Below are 18,030 nucleotides of genomic sequence, written 5' to 3' on the forward strand. Positions count from 1 at the left end.
CCCGGGAAACCCCGCGACTCCACCCGTCGCGGGTTTCTCGTCACACGCTTCAACAAGGAACGCAGAACCCCGTCGCCCGCAGCACCTGCGGGCGGTTCTATCCCTTACAGAACCTTCCGCTCGCGCAGCAGCGCTTCTAATTCGGCCATCGACGCGACGACCGTGTCGCAGTGCTCCTCCACGCCGGGTTTCGGCTGGAAACCGACGCCGCAGCCGGCCTCGTCGAGCATCGGCGCGTCGTTGGCACCGTCACCGACGGCCACGGAGTCCGCCACGTCCACCCCGAACTCGGCACAGATGTCCACGAGCGCGTCGTCTTTCGTCCCCTCGATGAGCGGACCCTCTACGTCGCCCGTGAGTTCGCCGTCGGCCTCCGGCAGGCTGTTAGCGACGACGCGGTCGACGGTCACACCCGCGGCGTCGAGCGCGGCCTCCACGCCGGGCCCGAACCCGCCCGTGAGCACGACGACGCGGACGCCGTCGTCCGAGAGTTTCCCGAGCAGTTCGCCCGCGCCGTCCCGCAGGCGGACGTCGCTGTACACGTCGGCGGCGTCCGTCGAGGAGAGGCCACCGACGAGGCTGGCTCGTTCGCGGAGGCTCTCGGCGTAGGAGAGCTCCCCGCGCATCGCGCGCTCGGTGATACTGGACACTTCGTCGCCGACGCCGTGGTGGGCGGCGAGGCGGTCCATCATCTCCGAGTCCGCGAGCGTGCCGTCGAAGTCGAACGCGACGAGCGTCATTAGCGCGGCCTAGGCGACGGGCAGGGAAAAGCGTCGCTCCTCTGGCAGACGTTACTCGCGAGTGCCGAAGTCGTCGAGCCAGCCCGAGACGACCTCCTTGATGGCGCCCGTGGTGCTCCCGAGGTTCAGAATTTGGTAGCCGTTCTCGGCTTTCGCCGCGGCGTCGTCCATTCCGAACGCGAGCCCGCCGACCGGGACGCCGGCGTCGACAGCCGCTGAGCGGACGTTCTCGACGGCTTCCTGTACGTCCGGGTGGTCGACTTCCCCGGGGTGGCCGTACGCGACCGAGAGGTCCAGCGGCCCGAGGAAGACGAAGCCGAGTTCGGGGACGGCGAGAATCTCGTCGATGTTCTCGACGGCTTCCCGGGTCTCGATGGTGGTGCCGACCATCGTCTCGCGGTCCTCGTGGGCGACGTAGTCCTTGCCGAGCCCCCAGCGGCGCGCCCGCGGCGACCCCAGTCCCCGGTTCCCTGGGTCGCCGTCGTGCTCGAAGCGCGCGGACTTCACGGCGGCTTCGACCTCCGCGGCGGTCTCGACGCGCGGCAGGAAGGCGTTCCGAACACCGAGGTCAAGGGCCTTCCGCACGAGCGTCGGCTCCGTGTCGGGCAGCCGCACGAGCAGTTCGACGTCGGTGCGTTCGGCCGCTCGCAGAAGGTTCTCGACGCTGGGGCCGTCCCACGGGTCGGGTCCGCCGTGCTCGAAGTCCAGCCACACGAAGTCCACGCCGAGTTCGCCGTAGAACTCCACGAGCGTCGGGCTGTACGTCGAGTCGAGCACGCCGACGGCGACGCCGCCGTCCTGAACGCGCTCGCGCAACTGGTTCGTCGGTTGTGACGCGGGCATGTGTCTGCCGTCGCGCGCTCGCCGTATAGGCTGCGGGGCCAGCCGGCCGCCGAAGCAGCCGAGTCCGGCAAGCCCCGCCGGATTCGGACGCGGGCGTGGGCAAACGTCCACTTCCCGCGGCGCGATATTACACGAATATGCCTATTCTGGTGGTACGTGAACCACCGACAATTCGTGCACGTGCGGAAACGCTTATCCGCGAGTGAACCGACCGACTTCGCATGAAGGTACTCGTCACGGACCCCATCGCGGACGCCGGCCTCGACCGACTCCGCGAGGCGGGCCACGACGTCGAAACCGCCTACGACGTGGAGGGCGACGCGCTCCTCGACGCCGTCAGCGACGCCCACGGCCTCATCGTCCGCTCCGGCACCGAAGTCACCGAGGAAGTCTTCGACGCCGCCGACGACCTCGTCATCGTCGGTCGCGCCGGCATCGGCGTGGACAACATCGACATCGACGCCGCCACCGAACACGGCGTTATCGTCGCCAACGCCCCCGAGGGCAACGTCCGCGCGGCCGCCGAGCACAGCGTCGCGATGGCGTTCGCCGCCGCGCGCTCCATCCCCCAGGCCCACGGTCGCCTCAAGGACGGCGAGTGGGCGAAAGGCGAGTTCCTCGGCACGGAACTCAACGGGAAGACACTGGGCGTTGTCGGCCTCGGTCGCGTCGGACAGGAGGTCGCCAAGCGCCTCGGCGGCCTCGGCATGGACCTCGTCGCCTACGACCCCTACATCGGCGAGGAGCGCGCCGAACAGCTCGGCGCCGACCTCGTGGAATTCGACGAGTGTATCGAGCGCGCGGACTTCGTCACCGTCCACGTCCCGCTCACCGACGAGACGGAGGGCCTGCTCGGTGAGGACGAGTTCGCCCAGCTCGAAGACGGCTACGTCGTCAACGTCGCGCGCGGCGGCGTCGTCGACGAGGACGCGCTCGCCGACGCCGTCGAGGACGGCGTGCTCGCGGGCGCAGCGCTCGACGTGTTCGCGGAGGAGCCGCTCCCCGAGGACTCGCCGCTGCTGGACGTCGAGGACATCGTCGTGACACCGCACCTCGGCGCGTCCACGCAGGCCGCCCAGGAGCACGTCGCCACCTCGACCGCCGACCAGGTCGTCGCCGCGCTGAACGACGAACCCGTGCTGAACGCCCTGAACGCGCCGAGCGTCGACGAGAGCTCGTTCGGCCGCATCGAGCCGTACATCGGCCTCGCCGAAACTGCCGGGAAGGTCGCCGCCCAGCTGTTCGACGGCCGCATCGAGCGCGTCGAAGTCAGCTACGAGGGCGACATCGCCGAGGAGGACCTCGAACTCGTCACCGCGAGCGCGCAGAAGGGTGTCTTCGACCCGCTGGAGTGGCAGGTCAACGCCGTCAACGCCCCGAGAGTTGCGGAGGAGCGCGGCATCGACGTCACCGAGTCCAAGACCCGGCAGAGCGAGGACTTCCAGAGCCTCGTCTCGGTCACGGTCGGGAACAGCGACGAGGACCTCACCGTCTCCGGCACGCTGTTCGCGGGCGACGACCCGCGGCTCGTGAAAATCGACGGCTACCGCGTCGACGCCGTCCCGCACGGCCACATGCTCGCCGCGCGCAACAAGGACGAGCCCGGCGTCATCGGCTTCATCGGCACCGTGCTCGGCGACGCCGACGTCAACATCGCGGGGATGTTCAACGCCCGCGAGACCATCGGCGGCGAGGCGCTCACCGTCTACAACCTCGACTCCACGGTCCCCGAGGCGGCGCTCGAGGAACTGCTCGCGGACGAGCGCATCATCGACGTCCACAACATCGAGCTGAACGGCGAGTAACCCTTTTCTCCCGTCGGCCCGCGCGTTCGTTCGTGCCGACAGTTTCGGAGACGTACATCGAGAACCGCGTGCGCGTCCAGCCCGACGACACGAACAACTACGCGTCAGCGCACGGCGGGAACGTCGTGAAGTGGATGGACGAGGTGGGTGCGATGTCCGCGATGCGGCTCGCGGGGTCGACGTGCGTCACCGCGCGCATCAACGGCCTCGACTTCGAGCGCCCGATTCCGCAGGGCGACATCTGCGCCATCGAGTCGTACGCCTACGACGCCGGGACGAGCAGCGTGCGCGTCCGTCTGCGGGCGTTCCGCGAGGACCCAAGAACTGGGGAGACCGAGCAGACGACGAGTTCGCACTTCGTGTTCGTCGCCGTCGACGAGGCGATGAAACCGACGACAGTGCCCGAATTAACCGTCGAGACGGACCGGGACCGCCGGCTCGAACAGGAAGCGCTCGCCAGCGAAGGAACCGACTGAGAACAGTTACAGCGCGTCCAGCACGCCGTCCGCGTCCGCGGGGACGGGCGTCGTGTCGCCGCCGGCTTCGGCGGCCGCCTCGGGGTCCTTCAGGAGGTGGCCCGTGGTGAGGCAGACGACGCGCTCGTCGGCGTCGATGTCGCCGCGCTCGCGGAGCTTCAGGAGGCCGGCGACGCTCGCGGCGGACGCCGGCTCCACGCCGACGCCGTCCTCGGCGAGCATGCGCTGGGCCTCGGTAATCTTCTCGTCCGAGACGGCGACGGCCGTGCCGCCCGTGTCGTAGATGCCGGGCAGCGCCTTCGGCGCGTTCACGGGGTTGCCGATGCGGATGGCGGTCGCCCGCGTCTCCACGTCGTCCCAGCGCTCGACGTAGTCGCGGCCCTTCTCGACGGCCTCGACCATCGGGGCCGCGCCCTCGGCCTGCACGCCCGTGAGCTTCGGCATCTCGGACTCCTCGAGTTCGCCCGCTTCGACGAGTTCGCGGAAGCACTTGTACAGCGCCGCCGTGTTCCCCGCGTTCCCGACCGGGAGCACGATGCGGTCCGGGAGGTGGCCGTGGGCGTCCCGCGACTGCTCGAGGATTTCGAGGCCGATGGTCTTCTGCCCTTCCAGTCGGAAGGGGTTGAGGCTGTTGAGGAGGTACGCCTCGCCGCGGTCGGCGAGTTCCGCGACGACGTCGAGGCAGTCGTCGAAGTTGCCGTCCACCTCGCAGATGCGCGCGCCGTGCAGGGCCGCCTGTGCGACCTTCCCCGCGGCGACCTTGCCGGCGGGGAGGAGGACGAGGACGGGCGTGTTCGCGCGAGCGCCGTACGCTGCCAAAGCCGCGGACGTGTTCCCCGTGGAGGCGCACGCGAGTCGGTCGACGCCGAGCCTATCCGCGACCTTCACGCCGACGGTCATCCCGCGGTCCTTGAAGCTCCCCGTCGGGTTCGCGCCCTCGTGTTTCACGCGGAGGTCCGCCACGTCCGCCTCGGCCTCGATTTCGGGGACGTCGTACAGCGGCGTGTTCCCCTCACGAATCGAGACGCCCTCCGGGAACGGGAGTGCTGCTGAGTACCGCCAGACGCCGTCGCCGGCGAACTCGTCGAACGTCGGATACTCGGCGTAGCGGGCTTCCAGCAGGCCGCCGCAGTCCGGGCACTCGTACACCACGTCGTCGAACGGCGCGATGGTGTCGCCGCACTCGACGCACGCCAGCCAGACGCCGTCGTCGGCGACGTCGGGCGTCGGGCCGCCCAGCGAGAGGTCAGTCATGCTCACGTCTCGGTGACGGAGACACAAATACGGGGCGGGTGTTGCGGCTTTTGCCAGCGCTCAGTTCGACCGGAGCACGCCGTAGCCGACGAGCCCGGTGAGCACGGCGACGCCGACTGCGGCGCCGGGGACGAATTCGAGCGCGAGCGCGAACAACAACAGGAAGTTGGCGGCGAGGAGGACGAGCGCGACGTCGACGTGCTGCTGGAGGGCGCTGTCGGGCATCACGCTCACGCTCGCGGGCGGCGGCAGAAAAGCTGGCGGTGGGTGTCAGTCCACGAGTTCGACGAGCAGCGCCTTCTGGGCGTGCAGGCGGTTCTCGGCCTGCTGCCAGACGACGGACTGCGGGCCGTCGATGACGTCGGCGGTGACCTCCTCGCCGCGGTTCGCCGGCAGGCAGTGCATGAACGCGGCGTCGCCGAGCAGGTCGTCGTCGACCTGGAACCCCTCGAAGGCGTCGAGGCGCTGTTCGCGCTCGCTCTCCTGGCCCATGCTCACCCAGACGTCCGTGTAGACGACTTCGGCGTCCGCGGTGGCGGCCTCGGGGTCCGTGGTCACGGTCACGTCGCCGTGTTCCTCGGCGCGTTCGATTACGGAGTCGTCGAGCGCGTACTCCTCGGGCGTCGCCACTTGCACGTCGTAGCCCATCATCGCCGCGCCGACGGTGAACGACGCCGCGACGTTGTTGCCGTCGCCGACCCACGCCACGGTCCCGGAGTCGCCGACGACCTCCCGGAGCGTCAGGAGGTCCGCGAGCGCCTGACACGGGTGGGCGTCGTCGGTGAGGCCGTTCACGACCGGCGCGTCGGCGTGCGCGGCAATCTCCTCGAGGTCGTCGTGGTCGAAGACGCGCGCCATCACCGCGTCGACGTACCGGCCGAGCGCGCGGGCGGTGTCCGCGACGGGTTCGCCGCGGCCCAGTTGGATGTCGTCGTCGCCGAGGAAGACGCCGTGGCCGCCGAGCTGGGTCATCCCCACCTCGAAGCTCACGCGTGTTCGCGTCGACGGCTTCTCGAACAGCATCGCCAGCGAGCGCCCGGGGAGGGCCTCGTGGGGCATGCCGTCGGCTTGCGCGCGCTTCAACGCGGCCGCGTCGTCTACGACGCCGGCCAGTTCGTCGGTCGTGAGGTCGTCGATTGTCAGGAAGTGCATAGCCTGTCTGCTGCGGTGGTGAGTACGTCGACGCCGCGGTCGAAGGCGGCGAGGTCGATGCGTTCGTCAGGCGCGTGGTCCAGGTTGGAGTCCCCGGGGCCGTAGGTGGCGACGGGGCAGTCCCACGCGCCGGCGTAGATGTTCGCGTCGCTCGTCCCGGTCTTCCGGAGGTGCGTGGGGTCGCCGCCCGCGTCCCGGATGCCCGCACGGAGCGCGCCCGCGACGGGCGTCCGCGGGCTCGCCATGACGGGCGGAATCGACTCCGTCCACGTCACCGAGCCAGCCTCCGTGCAGTCCGCGACCGTCTCGCGGACGACGTCGGCGGTGGTGCCGGGCGGCAGGCGGAACTGCATCTCCACGGTCGCCTCGACGGCCGTCCCGTCCTCGGCGAGCCCGCCGTCGAAGGAGACGGGCTTGACGGTCACCGACTCGAAGACGGTGTCGTCGTCGGGGAACGCCGCGCGCACGCGCTCGGTCCACGCGGTCGCAATCTGGACCGCGTTGGGCTCGGGCCGCGAGGAGTGGCCGCTCTCGGTGGCGACCTCGTAGGTGCCCGCGACGAGCCCGCGGTAGCCCAGCGTCAGCGCGTCCCAGCCCGACGGCTCGCCGTTCACGACGGCGTCGGGCTCCGCGCGGTCCTCGACGAGGTGGCGCGCGCCCGCCGAGGTCGTCTCTTCCTCGACGACGCCCGCGAACGACGCGCCGGTCTCGACGCTCGCCGCCGCCATCGCGGCCAGCGGCCCGGTCGCGTCAACGCTGCCCCGGCCCCAAAGTTCCCCATCTTCGACGCGAACGTCGATGTAGCCGGGGACGGTGTCGACGTGGCTCGTGAGGAGCACGCTGTCGTCGCCGGGCGCGCGGACATTGCCGGCGTCGTCGGTCCACGCCTCGCGGCCGTGGCTCTCGAAGTAGTCCACGAGCACCCCCGCAGCCTCGGATTCCGCACCCGAAACGGAGGGGGTCGAGACGAGGTCGCGGAGCAGCTCCCGTGGGGTCATAGCTCCTCAGCGAGCGCGTCGACCACGCGGTCGGCGTGGGACTCGGTGACAGTTAGCGGCGGTAAGAGGCGCACCACGGTCCGTCCCGCGGGGAGCGCGAGAATCCCGTGGTTCATCGCGAGCGCGCGCAGCGCCCGGTTCGCCCCCCGTTTCACCTCGACGCCAATCATCAGGCCGTCGCCGCGAACGTCCCGCACTGGAAGTTCCGCGAGTTGCTCTTGGAGGTAGTCGCCGACGCTCGCCGCGTTCGCCGCGAGGTTGTCGTCCTCCAGAACGTCGAGCGTCGCGAGCGCTGCCGCGCACGGTACGGGGCCGCCGGAGAACGTCGAGCCGTGGTCGCCACTGTCCTCGGCGAGCCAGTCCGCGACCAGCGTCGCGCCGATGGGGAGGCCGCTGCCCAGCCCCTTCGCGACGGTGAGCGCGTCCGGCACGACGCCGGCCTGCTCGCACGCCCACAGCGAGCCCGTGCGCCCGAGCCCGGTCTGAATCTCGTCGAAGACGAGCGCCGCGCCCGTCTCGTCGCACGCGTCGCGGGCGGCCTGCAGGTAGCCCTCGGGCGCGGGGTGGACGCCACCCTCGCCCTGAATCGGTTCGAGGATGACCGCCGCCGTCTCGTCGTCGACGGCCTCGGCGAGCGCGTCGCTGTCACCGTAGTCCACGAACTCCACGTGCTCGGGGACTGCGAACCCCTCGCGGTACTTCTGCTTCCACGTCGCCGCCAGCGCACCGAGCGTGCGGCCGTGGAACGCGCGCTTCGCCGCGACGACCTTCTCGCGGCCGGTCGCGTGGCGCGCGAACTTCAGCGCCGCCTCGTTCGCTTCGGTCCCCGAATTGCAGAGCCAGACGTTGTCCAGCTCGCCGGGCGCGAGGTCGCCGAGGCGGTCGTAGAGCGCTGTCCGCGTCTCGGTGGGGTACGAGCCCTGTACGAACAGCAGGTCGCTGGCCTGAGATTCGACGGCTTCGACCACGTCGGGGTGGCAGTGGCCGACCGGCGCGCACGCGTACGACGCGCCCATGTCGAGGTACTCGTTTTCGTCGTCGTCGTAGACGTACGGTCCCTCCCCGGACTCGATCTGGATGGGCTTCTCCCCGAAGACGAAGCCGCTCATGAGAGAGCCTCCGGGCTGAAGCGCGTCCCAGCCCCTTCGAGCGCGGCGACGATGGGGTCGCGGCGGTTCGCGTCCGACACCACAACCGACTCCGCGCCGCCTTCGAGTGCTTCGGTCGCCGCCAGCACCTTCTTCGTCATGAACCCCTCAGCGGCCTCCTTCGCGCCGTCGAGGTCCGTCGGAGTCAGTACTTCCTCGATGAGCGAAGTCGGGTCGTCGGGGTCCGCGTAGACGCCCTCGACGTCGGTCAGCACGACCAGCGTCGCGTCGAGCGCGCCCGCGACGGCTGCCGCCGCGCGGTCCGCGTCCGCGTTCACGGGCGTCCACTCCTCCTCGTCGTCGCTCTCCTTCGCGAACATCGGCACCGACACCACGGGCACGTAGCCCGCGTCGAGTTGGGCCTCCAGCAGGTCGGTGTTGACGTCCTCGATGGTGCCGGAGTGCTCGCCGCGGCGAATCTTCCGCTTGCCGTCCTCAACGACGCGCACCGCGGACTTCCGCGGCCCCGTCAGCAGTTTCCCGTCGACGCCGTTGAGGCCGACCGCGGGCACGCCCGCGTTCTCGAACGCCGCGACGAGGTCGGTGTTGACCTTCCCCATCGCCATCTCGAAGACGTCCATCGTCTCCGCGTCCGTGAACCGGCCGGTGACGCCCGACGGCGACTCGACATAGTCGGGCTCCTTGCCCATCTGGTCGAGCGCGTCGTCGACCGCCGTCGACCCGCCGTGGACGACCACGACGTCCTCGTCGTTCACCGAGAGGTGCGCGACGTCGGTCACCGCGCCAGCCGGGTCGACGGCGCGCGCGCCGCCGATTTTCACAACCACCGTCATGGACTCCCCACCGGGTGCAACCCGAGCTGGTCGAGGCCCGCGGACTCCTCGAAGCCGAGCGCGACGTTCGCGGCGTGGACGGCCTGACCCGCGGAGCCTTTCATCATGTTGTCGATGGCCGAGAACGCCACGATGCGGCCGTTGTCCTCGTCCAGTTCGAAGCCGACTTCCGCGCCGTTCGTGCCGGCGACGGCCTTCGGCTCGGGGTAGCGGTAGACGCCGCTGCCGCCCGCGACGATGTCCACGAATGGCTCGTCCTCGTACGTCCCGCGGTACGCGCTCCAGAGGTCGCCGGTCGAAGGCGTCTCCTCGGGGAACACGTGGCAGGTCGCGCTCGCGCCGCGGACCATGTCCACGGCGTGCGCGGTGAACGAGACGGAGAGGCCGAGTTCCTGCTCGATTTCGGCCTCGTGGCGGTGACCCGTGGGCGCGTACGGGCGCACGACGCCAGAGCGCTCGGGGTGCGAGGACGCGGGCCCGCCGCCCGCGCCGCCCTCCGAGGAGCCGACTTTCACGTCCACGACGACGTGCGCGTCGTCGAGGAGGCCGGCTTCCTGCAGCGGGAGCAGGCCGAGAATCGTCGCGGTGGCGTTGCAGCCGCCGCCCGCAATCAGGTCCGCTCCCGGCAGGTCGCCCCGACTCAATTCGGGGAGCGCGTACACCCCGTCGTCGAGGTACTCGGGCGCGCTGTGGCCATCGTACCACTCGTCGTACTGTGATTCCGTTTCGAGGCGGAAGTCCGCGCTCAAGTCGACGACGGTGTCCGCGGCGTCCTGCCACTCGTCGAGGTGGTCCATCGCGACGCCGTGGGGCGCCGCCGCGAACAGCACGTCGACGGATTCGAGGTCCGTCGGCGGCGTGAACCGCAGGTCGAGGTCGCGGAGGTTCGGGTGGACGCTCCCGACGGTCTTGTTCGCGTACTCGCGGCTGGTCGCCTGCGCCACCTCGAAGTCGGGGTGGCCGGCGAGCAGGCGGAGGAGTTCGCCGCCCGCGAACCCGCTCCCGCCGACGACCGTGGCGGTCGTGCCCTCGGCCATCAGGGCGTCACCTCCACTTCCGCGGCGGCGCGGTTCTCCAGCCAGTCGACGACCACGGCCGGGACGTCCACGTCGCTGGCGTCGTTCAGCGCCTTGAATTCGACGGTGTGGTTGACCTCGTGGACGGTGTAGCCGTCGCCGGTCTCCATCAGGTCCACACCCAGCAGGCCGCCGCCGACCGCGTCGCTCGCGGTCTCGACGAGTTCGGCGACCTCCTCGTCGACCTCGAAGGAGTTCGTCTCCGCGCCCTTCGCGGCGTTGGTCAACCAGTGGTCGCCCGAGCGCGTCATCGCGGCGACGGGCTCGCCGTCGGTCGCCAGCACGCGGATGTCCCGGCCCGGCTTCTCGACGAAGTCCTGGATGTAGAACACCTTGTGCTCGTAGTGCCCCAGCGTCGCCTTGTGTTCGAGGACCGCCTCGGCGGCGTTCCGCGAGTCGAGTTTCGCCATCAGGCGCCCCCACGAGCCCACGACGGGCTTCAGCACGCAGGGGTAGCCGTACGACTCGACGGCCTCCAGCGCGCTCTCGGTGGTGAACGCGACCGTGGTGTCGGGCGTGGGGAGTCCCGCGTCGTCCAGCGCGAGGCTCGTCCGCACTTTGTCCGCGCAGACGGCCGCGGTGTCGGGGCTGTTCACGACGGGGACGTCGTAGTGCTTGCAGAACTCCGTGGCGTACTTGCTGCGGCTGGTCGCCAGGCAGCGGTCCACCACGAGGTCGCAGTCCTCGAGGGCGGCGTCGGTGCCGTCGAGGCCGAACCCGTGCTTGCGGACGTCGACTTTCCCGACGTCGTGACCGCGCTCGCGGAGTTCGGCCAGCAGCAGTTTCTCGTCCTTCCGAATCCGGGAGTACAGGATGCCGACGCGCAACTTACTCCCCCCAGTCCTCGGAGAGCTCGGGCGCTCGATCGAGGACCGGCGGGGCGGTGTCGACGACTTCCAGTTCGGTGCCACAGGTGTCGCAGTCGACGATTTCGCCGACTTCGAGGTCGTCGTGCAGGGCCACGTCGGACCCGCATTCGGGACATGTGCTCATAGCACTCCCACGTTCTCACTGATAGCACTTAAACTAATCGGACCTGTCAAACTTCTTTTACGACCGAGAGAAGCATCTAACGGCGCGAAAACGCCCGAAAAGAGCGACCAACCGAAACCAGATACATAGTAAGTATGTTGACTATTTGCCCACGGAGGGGCGGTCGGTCTCGTCGCAGGCCGGCTGGCGTGCTCGCTGGCTGGTCGTCACCGGCTGTGGCAGCGGCCGCCTCACTCATACGCCGCCACCTCCGCAGCGAGGTCGTCGGCCGCCGCGGCCAGCGCCTCCTCGTGGTCCGCGACCGCTGCCTCGTCCGCCGCGAGCGCGACCTGCACGTCGTCGAGCGCCTCGCGAACGGCGTCGGGCGCGGGGCCGCCCGTGGAGTCGCGCTGTGCGACGTTCGTCACGGGGTCCAGCGCCGCGGCCACGAGCTCCGGGTCTGCGAGTTCCGACAGCGGCTTCCCGGTCACTTCGCGGGCCGCCGCGTCCACCGCGACGAGGTCCGCGCCGTGCTCGCCCGCGACGCCGCTGATGCCGTCGCTGGCGTGGCTCTCCGGGACCGAGTTGGTCGCGTCCGCGGCCTCGCCGTGTTCGGCCGCGAGCGCGACGATTTCGTGGGCGGTGCGGAACGGCATCCCCGCCGCCGCGAGCGCGTCCGCCACGCCGGTCGCCGTCGAGAACCCCTCGCCTGCTGCGGCCTCGAGTTCCTCGGCGGGCCACTCCGCGGTCGCGACCGCGCCAGCGGCTACCTCCGCGGCGTCCGTCACGTCGTCGACGGCCTCCCACGCGTGCGGTGTCGCACGCTGGAGATCGCGGTTGTACGCCCGCGGCAGCCCCTTCAGCGTCGTCGCGAGACTCGTGTACGCGCCCACCGCGTCGCCCGCGGTCGCGCGCACGAGTTCCAGCGTGTCCGGGTTCTTCTTCTGAGGCATAATCGAGGACGTCGAGGAGTAGTCGTCGCTGAGTTCCACGAACCCGCGGTTCGCGAACAGGACGACGTCCTCCGCGAGCCCCGAGCACGTCACCGCGACCGAGGACAGCGCCGCCACCGTCTCGAGGAGGAAGTCGCGGCTCGCCGACGCGTCCATCGAATTCGTCACGACGCCGTCGAAGCCGAGGAGGTCGGCGGTACGCTCGCGGTCCACGTCGAACGTGGTGCCCGCGAACGCCGCCGCGCCCAGCGGCGATTCGTTCGTGCGGTCGAATGCGTCCAGCAGCCGGCCGGTGTCGCGCGCGAGCGTCCCCTCGTAGGAGAGCGCCCAGTGCGCGACCGTCGTCGGCTGCGCGGGCTGGAGGTGCGTGTACCCCGGCATCACGGTCTCCGCTTCGGCCTCGGCGACCTCCGCGAGCGCCGCGCGGAGCGCGAGTACCGCCTCGAGGGCGCCCAGTACGTCCTCGCGGAGGCGACACCGGATGCAGGTAGCGACCTCGTCGTTGCGCGAGCGCGCCGTGTGCATCTTCCCGCCGACCGGGCCGACGCGTTCGACGACCGCAGTCTCGATCGCTTCGTGGACGTCCTCGCCGTCGGGGAGCGCGTCGAAGCCGGCGTCCTCGACGCTGTCGAGCGCGTCGAGAATCGTCGCCGCCTCGTCGCTGTCGATAATACCCTGTTCGGCGAGCATCATGACGTGCGCGCGGTCGACAGCGAGGTCCGCGGCGAAGATGCGGTGGTCGGCATCCATCGAGGAGAGGAACGACCGCGCGGGGCCGCCGCTGAAGCGGTCGCGGCGCACCACCGTGCCGTCGTTCTCCCCGCTCATTCGTCGGACGCCTCGTCGCCTCCATCCGGCGCCAGTTCCGGCTTGCTCGCGTTCGCGAGGCGGGACTGGAAGCCGTGGTACTTCGCGACGCCGGTCGCGTCGCCCTGCTCGATGCCGTTGACGGTCTCCGTGTCGAAGCTCGCGGCGTCCGCGGAGTACACCGCGTACTCGCTCTCGCGGGCGACCGGACGGGCCTGCCCGCCCTCGAATTTGATGGTGACCGTACCCGTGACCTTCTGCTGGGTACCCTCGAAGAAACCGTTCAGCGCGTCCATCAGCGGGTGGTCGACGAGGCCCTCGTAGGCCTTCTGGGACCACTGCTGGCTGACCTGCTGGCTGAAGTCGCGCTCGTCTTTCGTCAGGACGAGCTGTTCGAGCGCCTCGTGGGCCGTGAGCAGCGTCGTCGCCGCCGGGTGCTCGTAGTTCTCGCGGACCTTCAGACCGAGCATGCGGTCCTCCATCATGTCCGTGCGGCCGACGCCGTAGCTCCCGGCGAGGTCGTTGAGGTACTCGATGAGCGGCACCGGCTCCATCTCGTCGCCGTCGACGGCGACCGGGACGCCCTGCTCGAACTCGATGTCGATGGTCTCGGTCTCGTCACTCGGGGCGTCAGTCCAGTCGTAGATGTCCTCCGGCGGCTCGTAGCCGGGGTCTTCGAGCTGGCCGCCCTCGACGCTGCGGCTCCAGAGGTTCGTGTCGATACTCCACTCGCCTTCGTTGCCCGCCTCGACTGGCAGGCCCTTCTCGTCGGCGTAGTCGATTTCCCACTCGCGCGTGAGACCGAGCTCGCGGACCGGGGCGATGACGTCGAGGTCGCTGGCGCGCCAGACGGCCTCGAAGCGCAGTTGGTCGTTGCCTTTGCCGGTGCAGCCGTGTGCCAGCGCCGTGCAGCCCTGTTCCTCGGCGACACCCAGAATCGCTTCCGCGATGATCGGGCGCGCGAGCGCCGTCCCGAGCGGGTAGCCCTGGTAACTCGCGTTCGCCTGGACTGCCTCGAAGCAGAGGTCGGCGAAGTCGGCTTTCGCGTCCACCACGTAGTGGTCGACGCCGAGCGCGTCGGCCGTCTCGTGGGCTTCGGCGAATTCGGACTCGGGCTGGCCGACGTCGACTGTGACGCCGATGACGTCGTCGTAGCCGTACTCTTCTTTCAGCAGCGGTACGCAGACCGTCGTGTCGAGCCCGCCGGAGAAGGCGAGCGCGACCGTTCCTCCTGTCATTCTGTGTTCCGTGTGTGTTGTGTGCCGCGGTAGTCGGGAAGTGATGCGAGACCGAAAACGAGGAATGTAGCTATAGTGGGGTCAGAAGGACCCCGGTCGTCGCGGCACGCGACGGGAGGACGCCGAACAGCCGGCGGCCCCGCGGCTCACAGCGGGCGAGCGGCGGGCGTGAGCCGGCGACTGTGTCATTACCTGCTCCGAACAGTCCCGAGTGCTTAAACGTTGCTCCCGTCCCGTGGTCTTGCCATCTGCGGTAACACACCACACGTCTGCCTGAATCCTTATCCGCGTGCTCCGCTAGCATAACTATATGACATCAGCCCGTGGCGGCATCGACGTCGAAGACTTGCTGAAAATCGTGCTCGTGCTGGTCGTCGTCTGGCTCGCGCTGGAAATCCTCGGGGAGATTGTCGGCGCGCTCGCCGGCCTGCTCGGCATCGCCCAGCCGCTCATCGCTGTGGTCGTGCTCATCCTGCTCGTGCTGTGGCTGCTCGACCGCATCTAACGTCAGCGCTTTCCCGCTCCAGCCCCCACTAGAGCGTGTGTACAGCGTGAACGCTCCGGTGCCGGACGCGGTCAAGGAGGTCGCTGCGGACCTCCGCCCGGCGCTGTCGGGGTTCGCTCGCGTCCGTGAGCGCCGCGAACAGACCCTCCTCGTCAAACGCCTCCCCGCCGACGACCGCAAGCAGCTCCGCACCGCGTGGCAGACCGCGCAGGACGCCCTCGCCGGCGCGCCCGTCGTCGAAGCCCGCGTCGCCGAAGTCGACACGTTCGAGAACCCGCCGAACGGCTCCAGCCCCGTCGTCTACCTCGCCGTCGAGAGCCCCGGCCTCCACAACCTCCACCAGCGCCTCTGCGAGGTGTTCGACCCCGTGCCCGTGATGGAAGGCGGCGACGACTACGACCCCCACGTCACGCTCGCCCGCGACGCCGACGGCTTCCGCGGCCGCCGCGCCGTCGAGAACGTCGACGGCCGCCGCGTCGGCCCCGTCACGTGGAACATCGAGGAGCTCTACCTCTACGACGCCGAATACGGCGAACGCGTCGACACGCTCTCTCTTCCCGCGTAGATTCGCTGTTTCCTCGGCTGCTCGTTCAGTCACCGATTGTAACACCTCGAAAGCCCCGGCGGGCTACGGTCGCGCGGTTTGCTGCGCGCGCTCGCGATGCTCGCGTGCTTACTTCGCCGTGCTTCCCGCAGCCCGCCGCCCCTTTCAGTCCGCCCAATTACCGGCTTGCCAGCCGGCTACGGGTGGACTGAAAGGGGCGGGCCGGTCGGCTGCTCCGGGACGAAGTAAGCACCGCATGCCGGAGGACGAGGAGCACAACGAGTCCCGGAGCAGCCGACCGGCCCGGGGCTTTCGAGGTGCCGTAGTGCGTATCGCTGTCTCTCGGCACAGAATCGAACGTGGTTCTCGCACTGCCACAAGGAAAACCTAGTTCCCCGTGCCACACCTACCCAGAGCACATGCGAATTGCCGTGCCCAACAAGGGCCGTATCCACGACCCGACGCTGGACCTCCTCGACAGAGCCGGTATCGGCGTGGAGAGCGGCGCGGAACGCCAGTTGTACGCCGACACCGTCGACCCCGAGATTACCGTGTTGTACGCGCGGGCGGCAGACATCCCGGAGTACGTCGCGGACGGTGCGGCGGACCTCGGCATCACGGGGCTCGACCAGGTGCGGGAGTCCGGCGCGGACAACGTCGAAGACCTGCTGGACCTCGAGTATGGGACGTGCCGGCTGGTGCTCGCAGCGCCGGAGGACGGCAGCATCGACGCCGCCGAGGACTTGGCGGGGAAGACCGTGGCGACCGAGTTCCCGCGCATCACGCGGGAGTACTTCGACGGGAAGGACGTCAACCCGGACATCGTGGAGGTGTCGGGGGCGACCGAATTGACGCCGCACGTGGAGATGGCCGACGCCATCGTGGACATCACGTCGACGGGGACGACGCTGCGCGTGAACCGGCTGAAAATCGTCGACGAGGTGCTCCAGAGCTCCGTGCGGCTGTTCGCTCGCGAGGACGTCACCGACGACCCGAAAGTCGAGCAGGTCGAGACCGCGCTGCAGTCCGTGCTCTCCGCGGCAGGCAAGCGCTACCTGATGTTGAACGCGCCCGAGGAGAACCTCGACGCCATCGAGGGCGTGATTCCGGGGCTCGGCGGGCCGACCGTGCTGGACGTCGACGAACCCGGCATCGTGGCGGTGCACGCGGTCGTCGAGGAGCGCGATGTCTTCGAGGCGGTCAACGACCTCAAGCGCGAGGGCGCGACGGGCATCCTCGTCACGGAAATCGAGCGCCTCGTCGAATAGTTATCGGAGGAAGTCACCGCCCTCGACGGCTCGCGCTGCGGAGGCCGTGAGCGGGTAGACGACGAAGCCGAGCACGCTCAGGCCCGCGAGCGCGAGCGCCGCCAGTCGGAGGTCCGAGGAGGCGTCCGCGACGACCGAGAGGACCGCCGCTCCGGTCGGGGAGAGCCACGCACCAGCGGCGGCGTCGGGGTCGCCGAGCGCGTGGTACGCGCCGAGGAGGACGGCGGCGATGCCGAAGACGGCGGCGACATCGGGGCCGGGTTCGTGGACGTAGGACGCGGCGTACGCGAGCGCAGCGGCGGCGAGCGCGAGGGCGCTCGCGTGGAGGGCGCGCCGCTCGTAGCCGTTCATAGCTGCGAGTACTCGGGACGGACCAAAAAGCGAGACGGCCGTTCTCTGCACGTGCAACTCAGGCCGGTGCGGTGCTCAACAGCGCCAGTAGGTTCGCGGCGAGCAACACCAGCGCCACTGAGACGACGTAGTGCATCACCACGACGAGCGCGGCGGTCCGGTACTTCACGCGGTAGACCGCGTGGACGGCCGCGAAGTCGGCGGCGAGGCTGACGGCGATGATGATTGCTGGATTGTACCGGACGAGCGCGACCGTGACGACCGCGGGCGCGACGCCGACGAGCAGCGCGCGCTTCCACGGGACGTCGCCGAGAATGTACGTCGCGGCGACGTGCGCGGTGAACGCGAACAGCAGCCAGCCGCCGACGAGCGTGCCGACGTACTGGCCGAGCGTGCCGGGCGCGGGCTGGACCTGGAGGACGACCACGTCGCCTTATTCGAGGAGGCCGAGCTCTTCGAGTCGGGAGACGATCTTGTCGACGGCGTGTTCGGCGTCCTCGGGCTTCTTCCCGCCGGTGATGACGAGCTTCCCGGAGCCGAACAGCAGCGCGACGACTTCCGGTTCGTCGAGGCGGTAGACGAGGCCGGGGAACTGCTCGGGCTCGTACTCGATGTTCTCGAGGCCGAGACCGATGGCGATGGCGTTGAGGTTGAGCTGACGGCCGAGGTCCGCGGAGGTGACGATGTTCTGGACGACGATTTCGGGCTCCTCCTCGACTTCGATGGAGAGTTCGCGGAGCTTGTCGAAGACGATGCGGAGGCTCTCGTGGACGTCGTCGGTCGATTTCGCGCCGGTGCAGACGATCTTACCGGACCGGAAGATGAGCGCGGCGCTCTTGGGGTCCTGCGTGCGGTAGACGAGGCCGGGGAACTGCTCGGGGTCGTAGTCGGCCCCCTCCAAGTCCATCGCGACGCTCTGGAGGTCGAGCTCCTGGCCGATGCCGGTGGAGGCGACCACGTTTTCAATATTGATGGTTTCCTTGGGGTCGGTCATCGTACGGTTTAAATCACGTATTTAAGGTTTATAAAGGTTGGTAGTCCGGGGAACAACGCCTCAAGTACCCCGCGATGCCGGCAGGCTGATTGCCCGCGGGCGTCCAGTTGCC

The 18,030-nt window shown here is 69.5% G+C and carries 21 protein-coding genes; 5 read left to right on the plus strand and 16 right to left on the minus strand.

Annotated elements, in window-relative coordinates; genetic code table 11:
- Positions 1-104: 104 nt before the first annotated feature.
- Both serB and LPA46_RS07265 read right to left on the minus strand, forming a co-directional pair.
- The gene (gene serB / locus LPA46_RS07260; RefSeq protein WP_230889756.1) at positions 105-740 is read right to left on the minus strand and encodes a phosphoserine phosphatase SerB; all 636 of its coding nucleotides are present in this window, start codon (positions 738-740) and stop codon (positions 105-107) included.
- 51 nt (positions 741-791) lie between these two features.
- Complete coding sequence (locus LPA46_RS07265) at positions 792-1,583, minus strand: HpcH/HpaI aldolase family protein (RefSeq protein ID WP_230891971.1); 792 nt, start codon at positions 1,581-1,583, stop codon at positions 792-794.
- A gap of 221 nt (positions 1,584-1,804) precedes the next feature.
- Between LPA46_RS07265 and serA the strand changes: the two genes are divergently transcribed.
- On the plus strand, positions 1,805-3,388 hold the full coding sequence (serA, locus tag LPA46_RS07270) for a phosphoglycerate dehydrogenase (protein WP_230891972.1): 1,584 nt from the start codon (positions 1,805-1,807) through the stop codon (positions 3,386-3,388).
- 32 nt (positions 3,389-3,420) lie between these two features.
- Positions 3,421-3,864, plus strand: coding sequence for an acyl-CoA thioesterase (locus LPA46_RS07275; protein WP_230889753.1), 444 nt, complete (start codon positions 3,421-3,423; stop codon positions 3,862-3,864).
- 6 nt (positions 3,865-3,870) lie between these two features.
- On the opposite strand, the gene thrC is transcribed toward LPA46_RS07275, so the two are convergent.
- The 11 genes from thrC to LPA46_RS07330 all read right to left on the minus strand — a co-directional run bounded on the left by thrC (position 3,871) and on the right by LPA46_RS07330 (position 14,256).
- Positions 3,871-5,118 carry a threonine synthase gene (gene thrC / locus LPA46_RS07280; RefSeq protein WP_230891973.1) on the minus strand — a complete coding sequence of 416 codons (1,248 nt, stop codon included), beginning with the start codon at positions 5,116-5,118 and terminating at the stop codon, positions 3,871-3,873.
- A 60-nt stretch (positions 5,119-5,178) separates the two neighbouring features.
- The gene (locus LPA46_RS07285) at positions 5,179-5,343 is read right to left on the minus strand and encodes a hypothetical protein (RefSeq protein WP_230891974.1); all 165 of its coding nucleotides are present in this window, start codon (positions 5,341-5,343) and stop codon (positions 5,179-5,181) included.
- Between the two features lie 45 nt (positions 5,344-5,388).
- Positions 5,389-6,270, minus strand: a complete 882-nt coding sequence (gene argF / locus LPA46_RS07290; RefSeq protein WP_230889750.1) for an ornithine carbamoyltransferase — start codon at positions 6,268-6,270, stop codon at positions 5,389-5,391.
- Complete coding sequence (locus LPA46_RS07295) at positions 6,258-7,268, minus strand: [LysW]-lysine hydrolase (protein WP_230891975.1); 1,011 nt, start codon at positions 7,266-7,268, stop codon at positions 6,258-6,260. The genes argF and LPA46_RS07295 overlap by 13 nt, the downstream gene beginning before the upstream one ends.
- Positions 7,265-8,377, minus strand: a complete 1,113-nt coding sequence (locus LPA46_RS07300) for an aspartate aminotransferase family protein (RefSeq protein ID WP_230891976.1) — start codon at positions 8,375-8,377, stop codon at positions 7,265-7,267. Before LPA46_RS07300 ends, LPA46_RS07295 begins: the two co-directional genes overlap by 4 nt.
- Positions 8,374-9,210, minus strand: coding sequence for an acetylglutamate/acetylaminoadipate kinase (locus LPA46_RS07305; protein WP_230889747.1), 837 nt, complete (start codon positions 9,208-9,210; stop codon positions 8,374-8,376). The genes LPA46_RS07300 and LPA46_RS07305 overlap by 4 nt, the downstream gene beginning before the upstream one ends.
- Entirely contained in the window at positions 9,207-10,247 is a 1,041-nt protein-coding gene (gene argC, locus LPA46_RS07310; protein ID WP_230891977.1) for an N-acetyl-gamma-glutamyl-phosphate reductase, read from the minus strand. The genes LPA46_RS07305 and argC overlap by 4 nt, the downstream gene beginning before the upstream one ends.
- Complete coding sequence (lysX, locus tag LPA46_RS07315) at positions 10,247-11,113, minus strand: lysine biosynthesis protein LysX (protein ID WP_230891978.1); 867 nt, start codon at positions 11,111-11,113, stop codon at positions 10,247-10,249. Before lysX ends, argC begins: the two co-directional genes overlap by 1 nt.
- A 1-nt stretch (position 11,114) precedes the next feature.
- Positions 11,115-11,279 (minus strand): lysine biosynthesis protein LysW, encoded by a 165-nt coding sequence (gene lysW / locus LPA46_RS07320; RefSeq protein ID WP_058984487.1) that lies wholly within the window; start codon positions 11,277-11,279, stop codon positions 11,115-11,117.
- A 230-nt stretch (positions 11,280-11,509) separates the two neighbouring features.
- Positions 11,510-13,039, minus strand: a complete 1,530-nt coding sequence (gene argH, locus LPA46_RS07325; protein WP_230891979.1) for an argininosuccinate lyase — start codon at positions 13,037-13,039, stop codon at positions 11,510-11,512.
- Positions 13,036-14,256, minus strand: a complete 1,221-nt coding sequence (locus LPA46_RS07330; protein WP_230891980.1) for an argininosuccinate synthase — start codon at positions 14,254-14,256, stop codon at positions 13,036-13,038. The genes argH and LPA46_RS07330 overlap by 4 nt, the downstream gene beginning before the upstream one ends.
- Before the next feature lie 310 nt (positions 14,257-14,566).
- Here LPA46_RS07330 and LPA46_RS07335 point away from each other — a divergent pair, with 310 nt between their 5' ends.
- The 3 genes from LPA46_RS07335 to hisG all read left to right on the plus strand — a co-directional run bounded on the left by LPA46_RS07335 (position 14,567) and on the right by hisG (position 16,573).
- On the plus strand, positions 14,567-14,761 hold the full coding sequence (locus tag LPA46_RS07335) for a DUF7554 family protein (protein WP_230889742.1): 195 nt from the start codon (positions 14,567-14,569) through the stop codon (positions 14,759-14,761).
- A 37-nt stretch (positions 14,762-14,798) separates the two neighbouring features.
- Positions 14,799-15,326, plus strand: a complete 528-nt coding sequence (locus tag LPA46_RS07340; protein WP_230891981.1) for a 2'-5' RNA ligase family protein — start codon at positions 14,799-14,801, stop codon at positions 15,324-15,326.
- Between the two features lie 398 nt (positions 15,327-15,724).
- Entirely contained in the window at positions 15,725-16,573 is an 849-nt protein-coding gene (gene hisG / locus LPA46_RS07345; protein ID WP_230891982.1) for an ATP phosphoribosyltransferase, read from the plus strand.
- On the opposite strand, the gene LPA46_RS07350 is transcribed toward hisG, so the two are convergent.
- From LPA46_RS07350 to LPA46_RS07360, 3 genes are read right to left on the minus strand one after another with little or no spacing between them, the layout of a single operon-like run.
- Entirely contained in the window at positions 16,574-16,924 is a 351-nt protein-coding gene (locus LPA46_RS07350; RefSeq protein ID WP_230891983.1) for a hypothetical protein, read from the minus strand.
- 58 nt (positions 16,925-16,982) lie between these two features.
- The gene (locus LPA46_RS07355) at positions 16,983-17,351 is read right to left on the minus strand and encodes a DUF7473 family protein (RefSeq protein ID WP_230889738.1); all 369 of its coding nucleotides are present in this window, start codon (positions 17,349-17,351) and stop codon (positions 16,983-16,985) included.
- 6 nt (positions 17,352-17,357) lie between these two features.
- Positions 17,358-17,918, minus strand: a complete 561-nt coding sequence (locus tag LPA46_RS07360) for a TATA-box-binding protein (protein WP_058984403.1) — start codon at positions 17,916-17,918, stop codon at positions 17,358-17,360.
- Positions 17,919-18,030: the final 112 nt, after the last annotated feature.

The organism is Halobacterium sp. KA-6 (assembly GCF_021029015.1).
GTDB lineage: Archaea > Halobacteriota > Halobacteria > Halobacteriales > Halobacteriaceae > Halobacterium.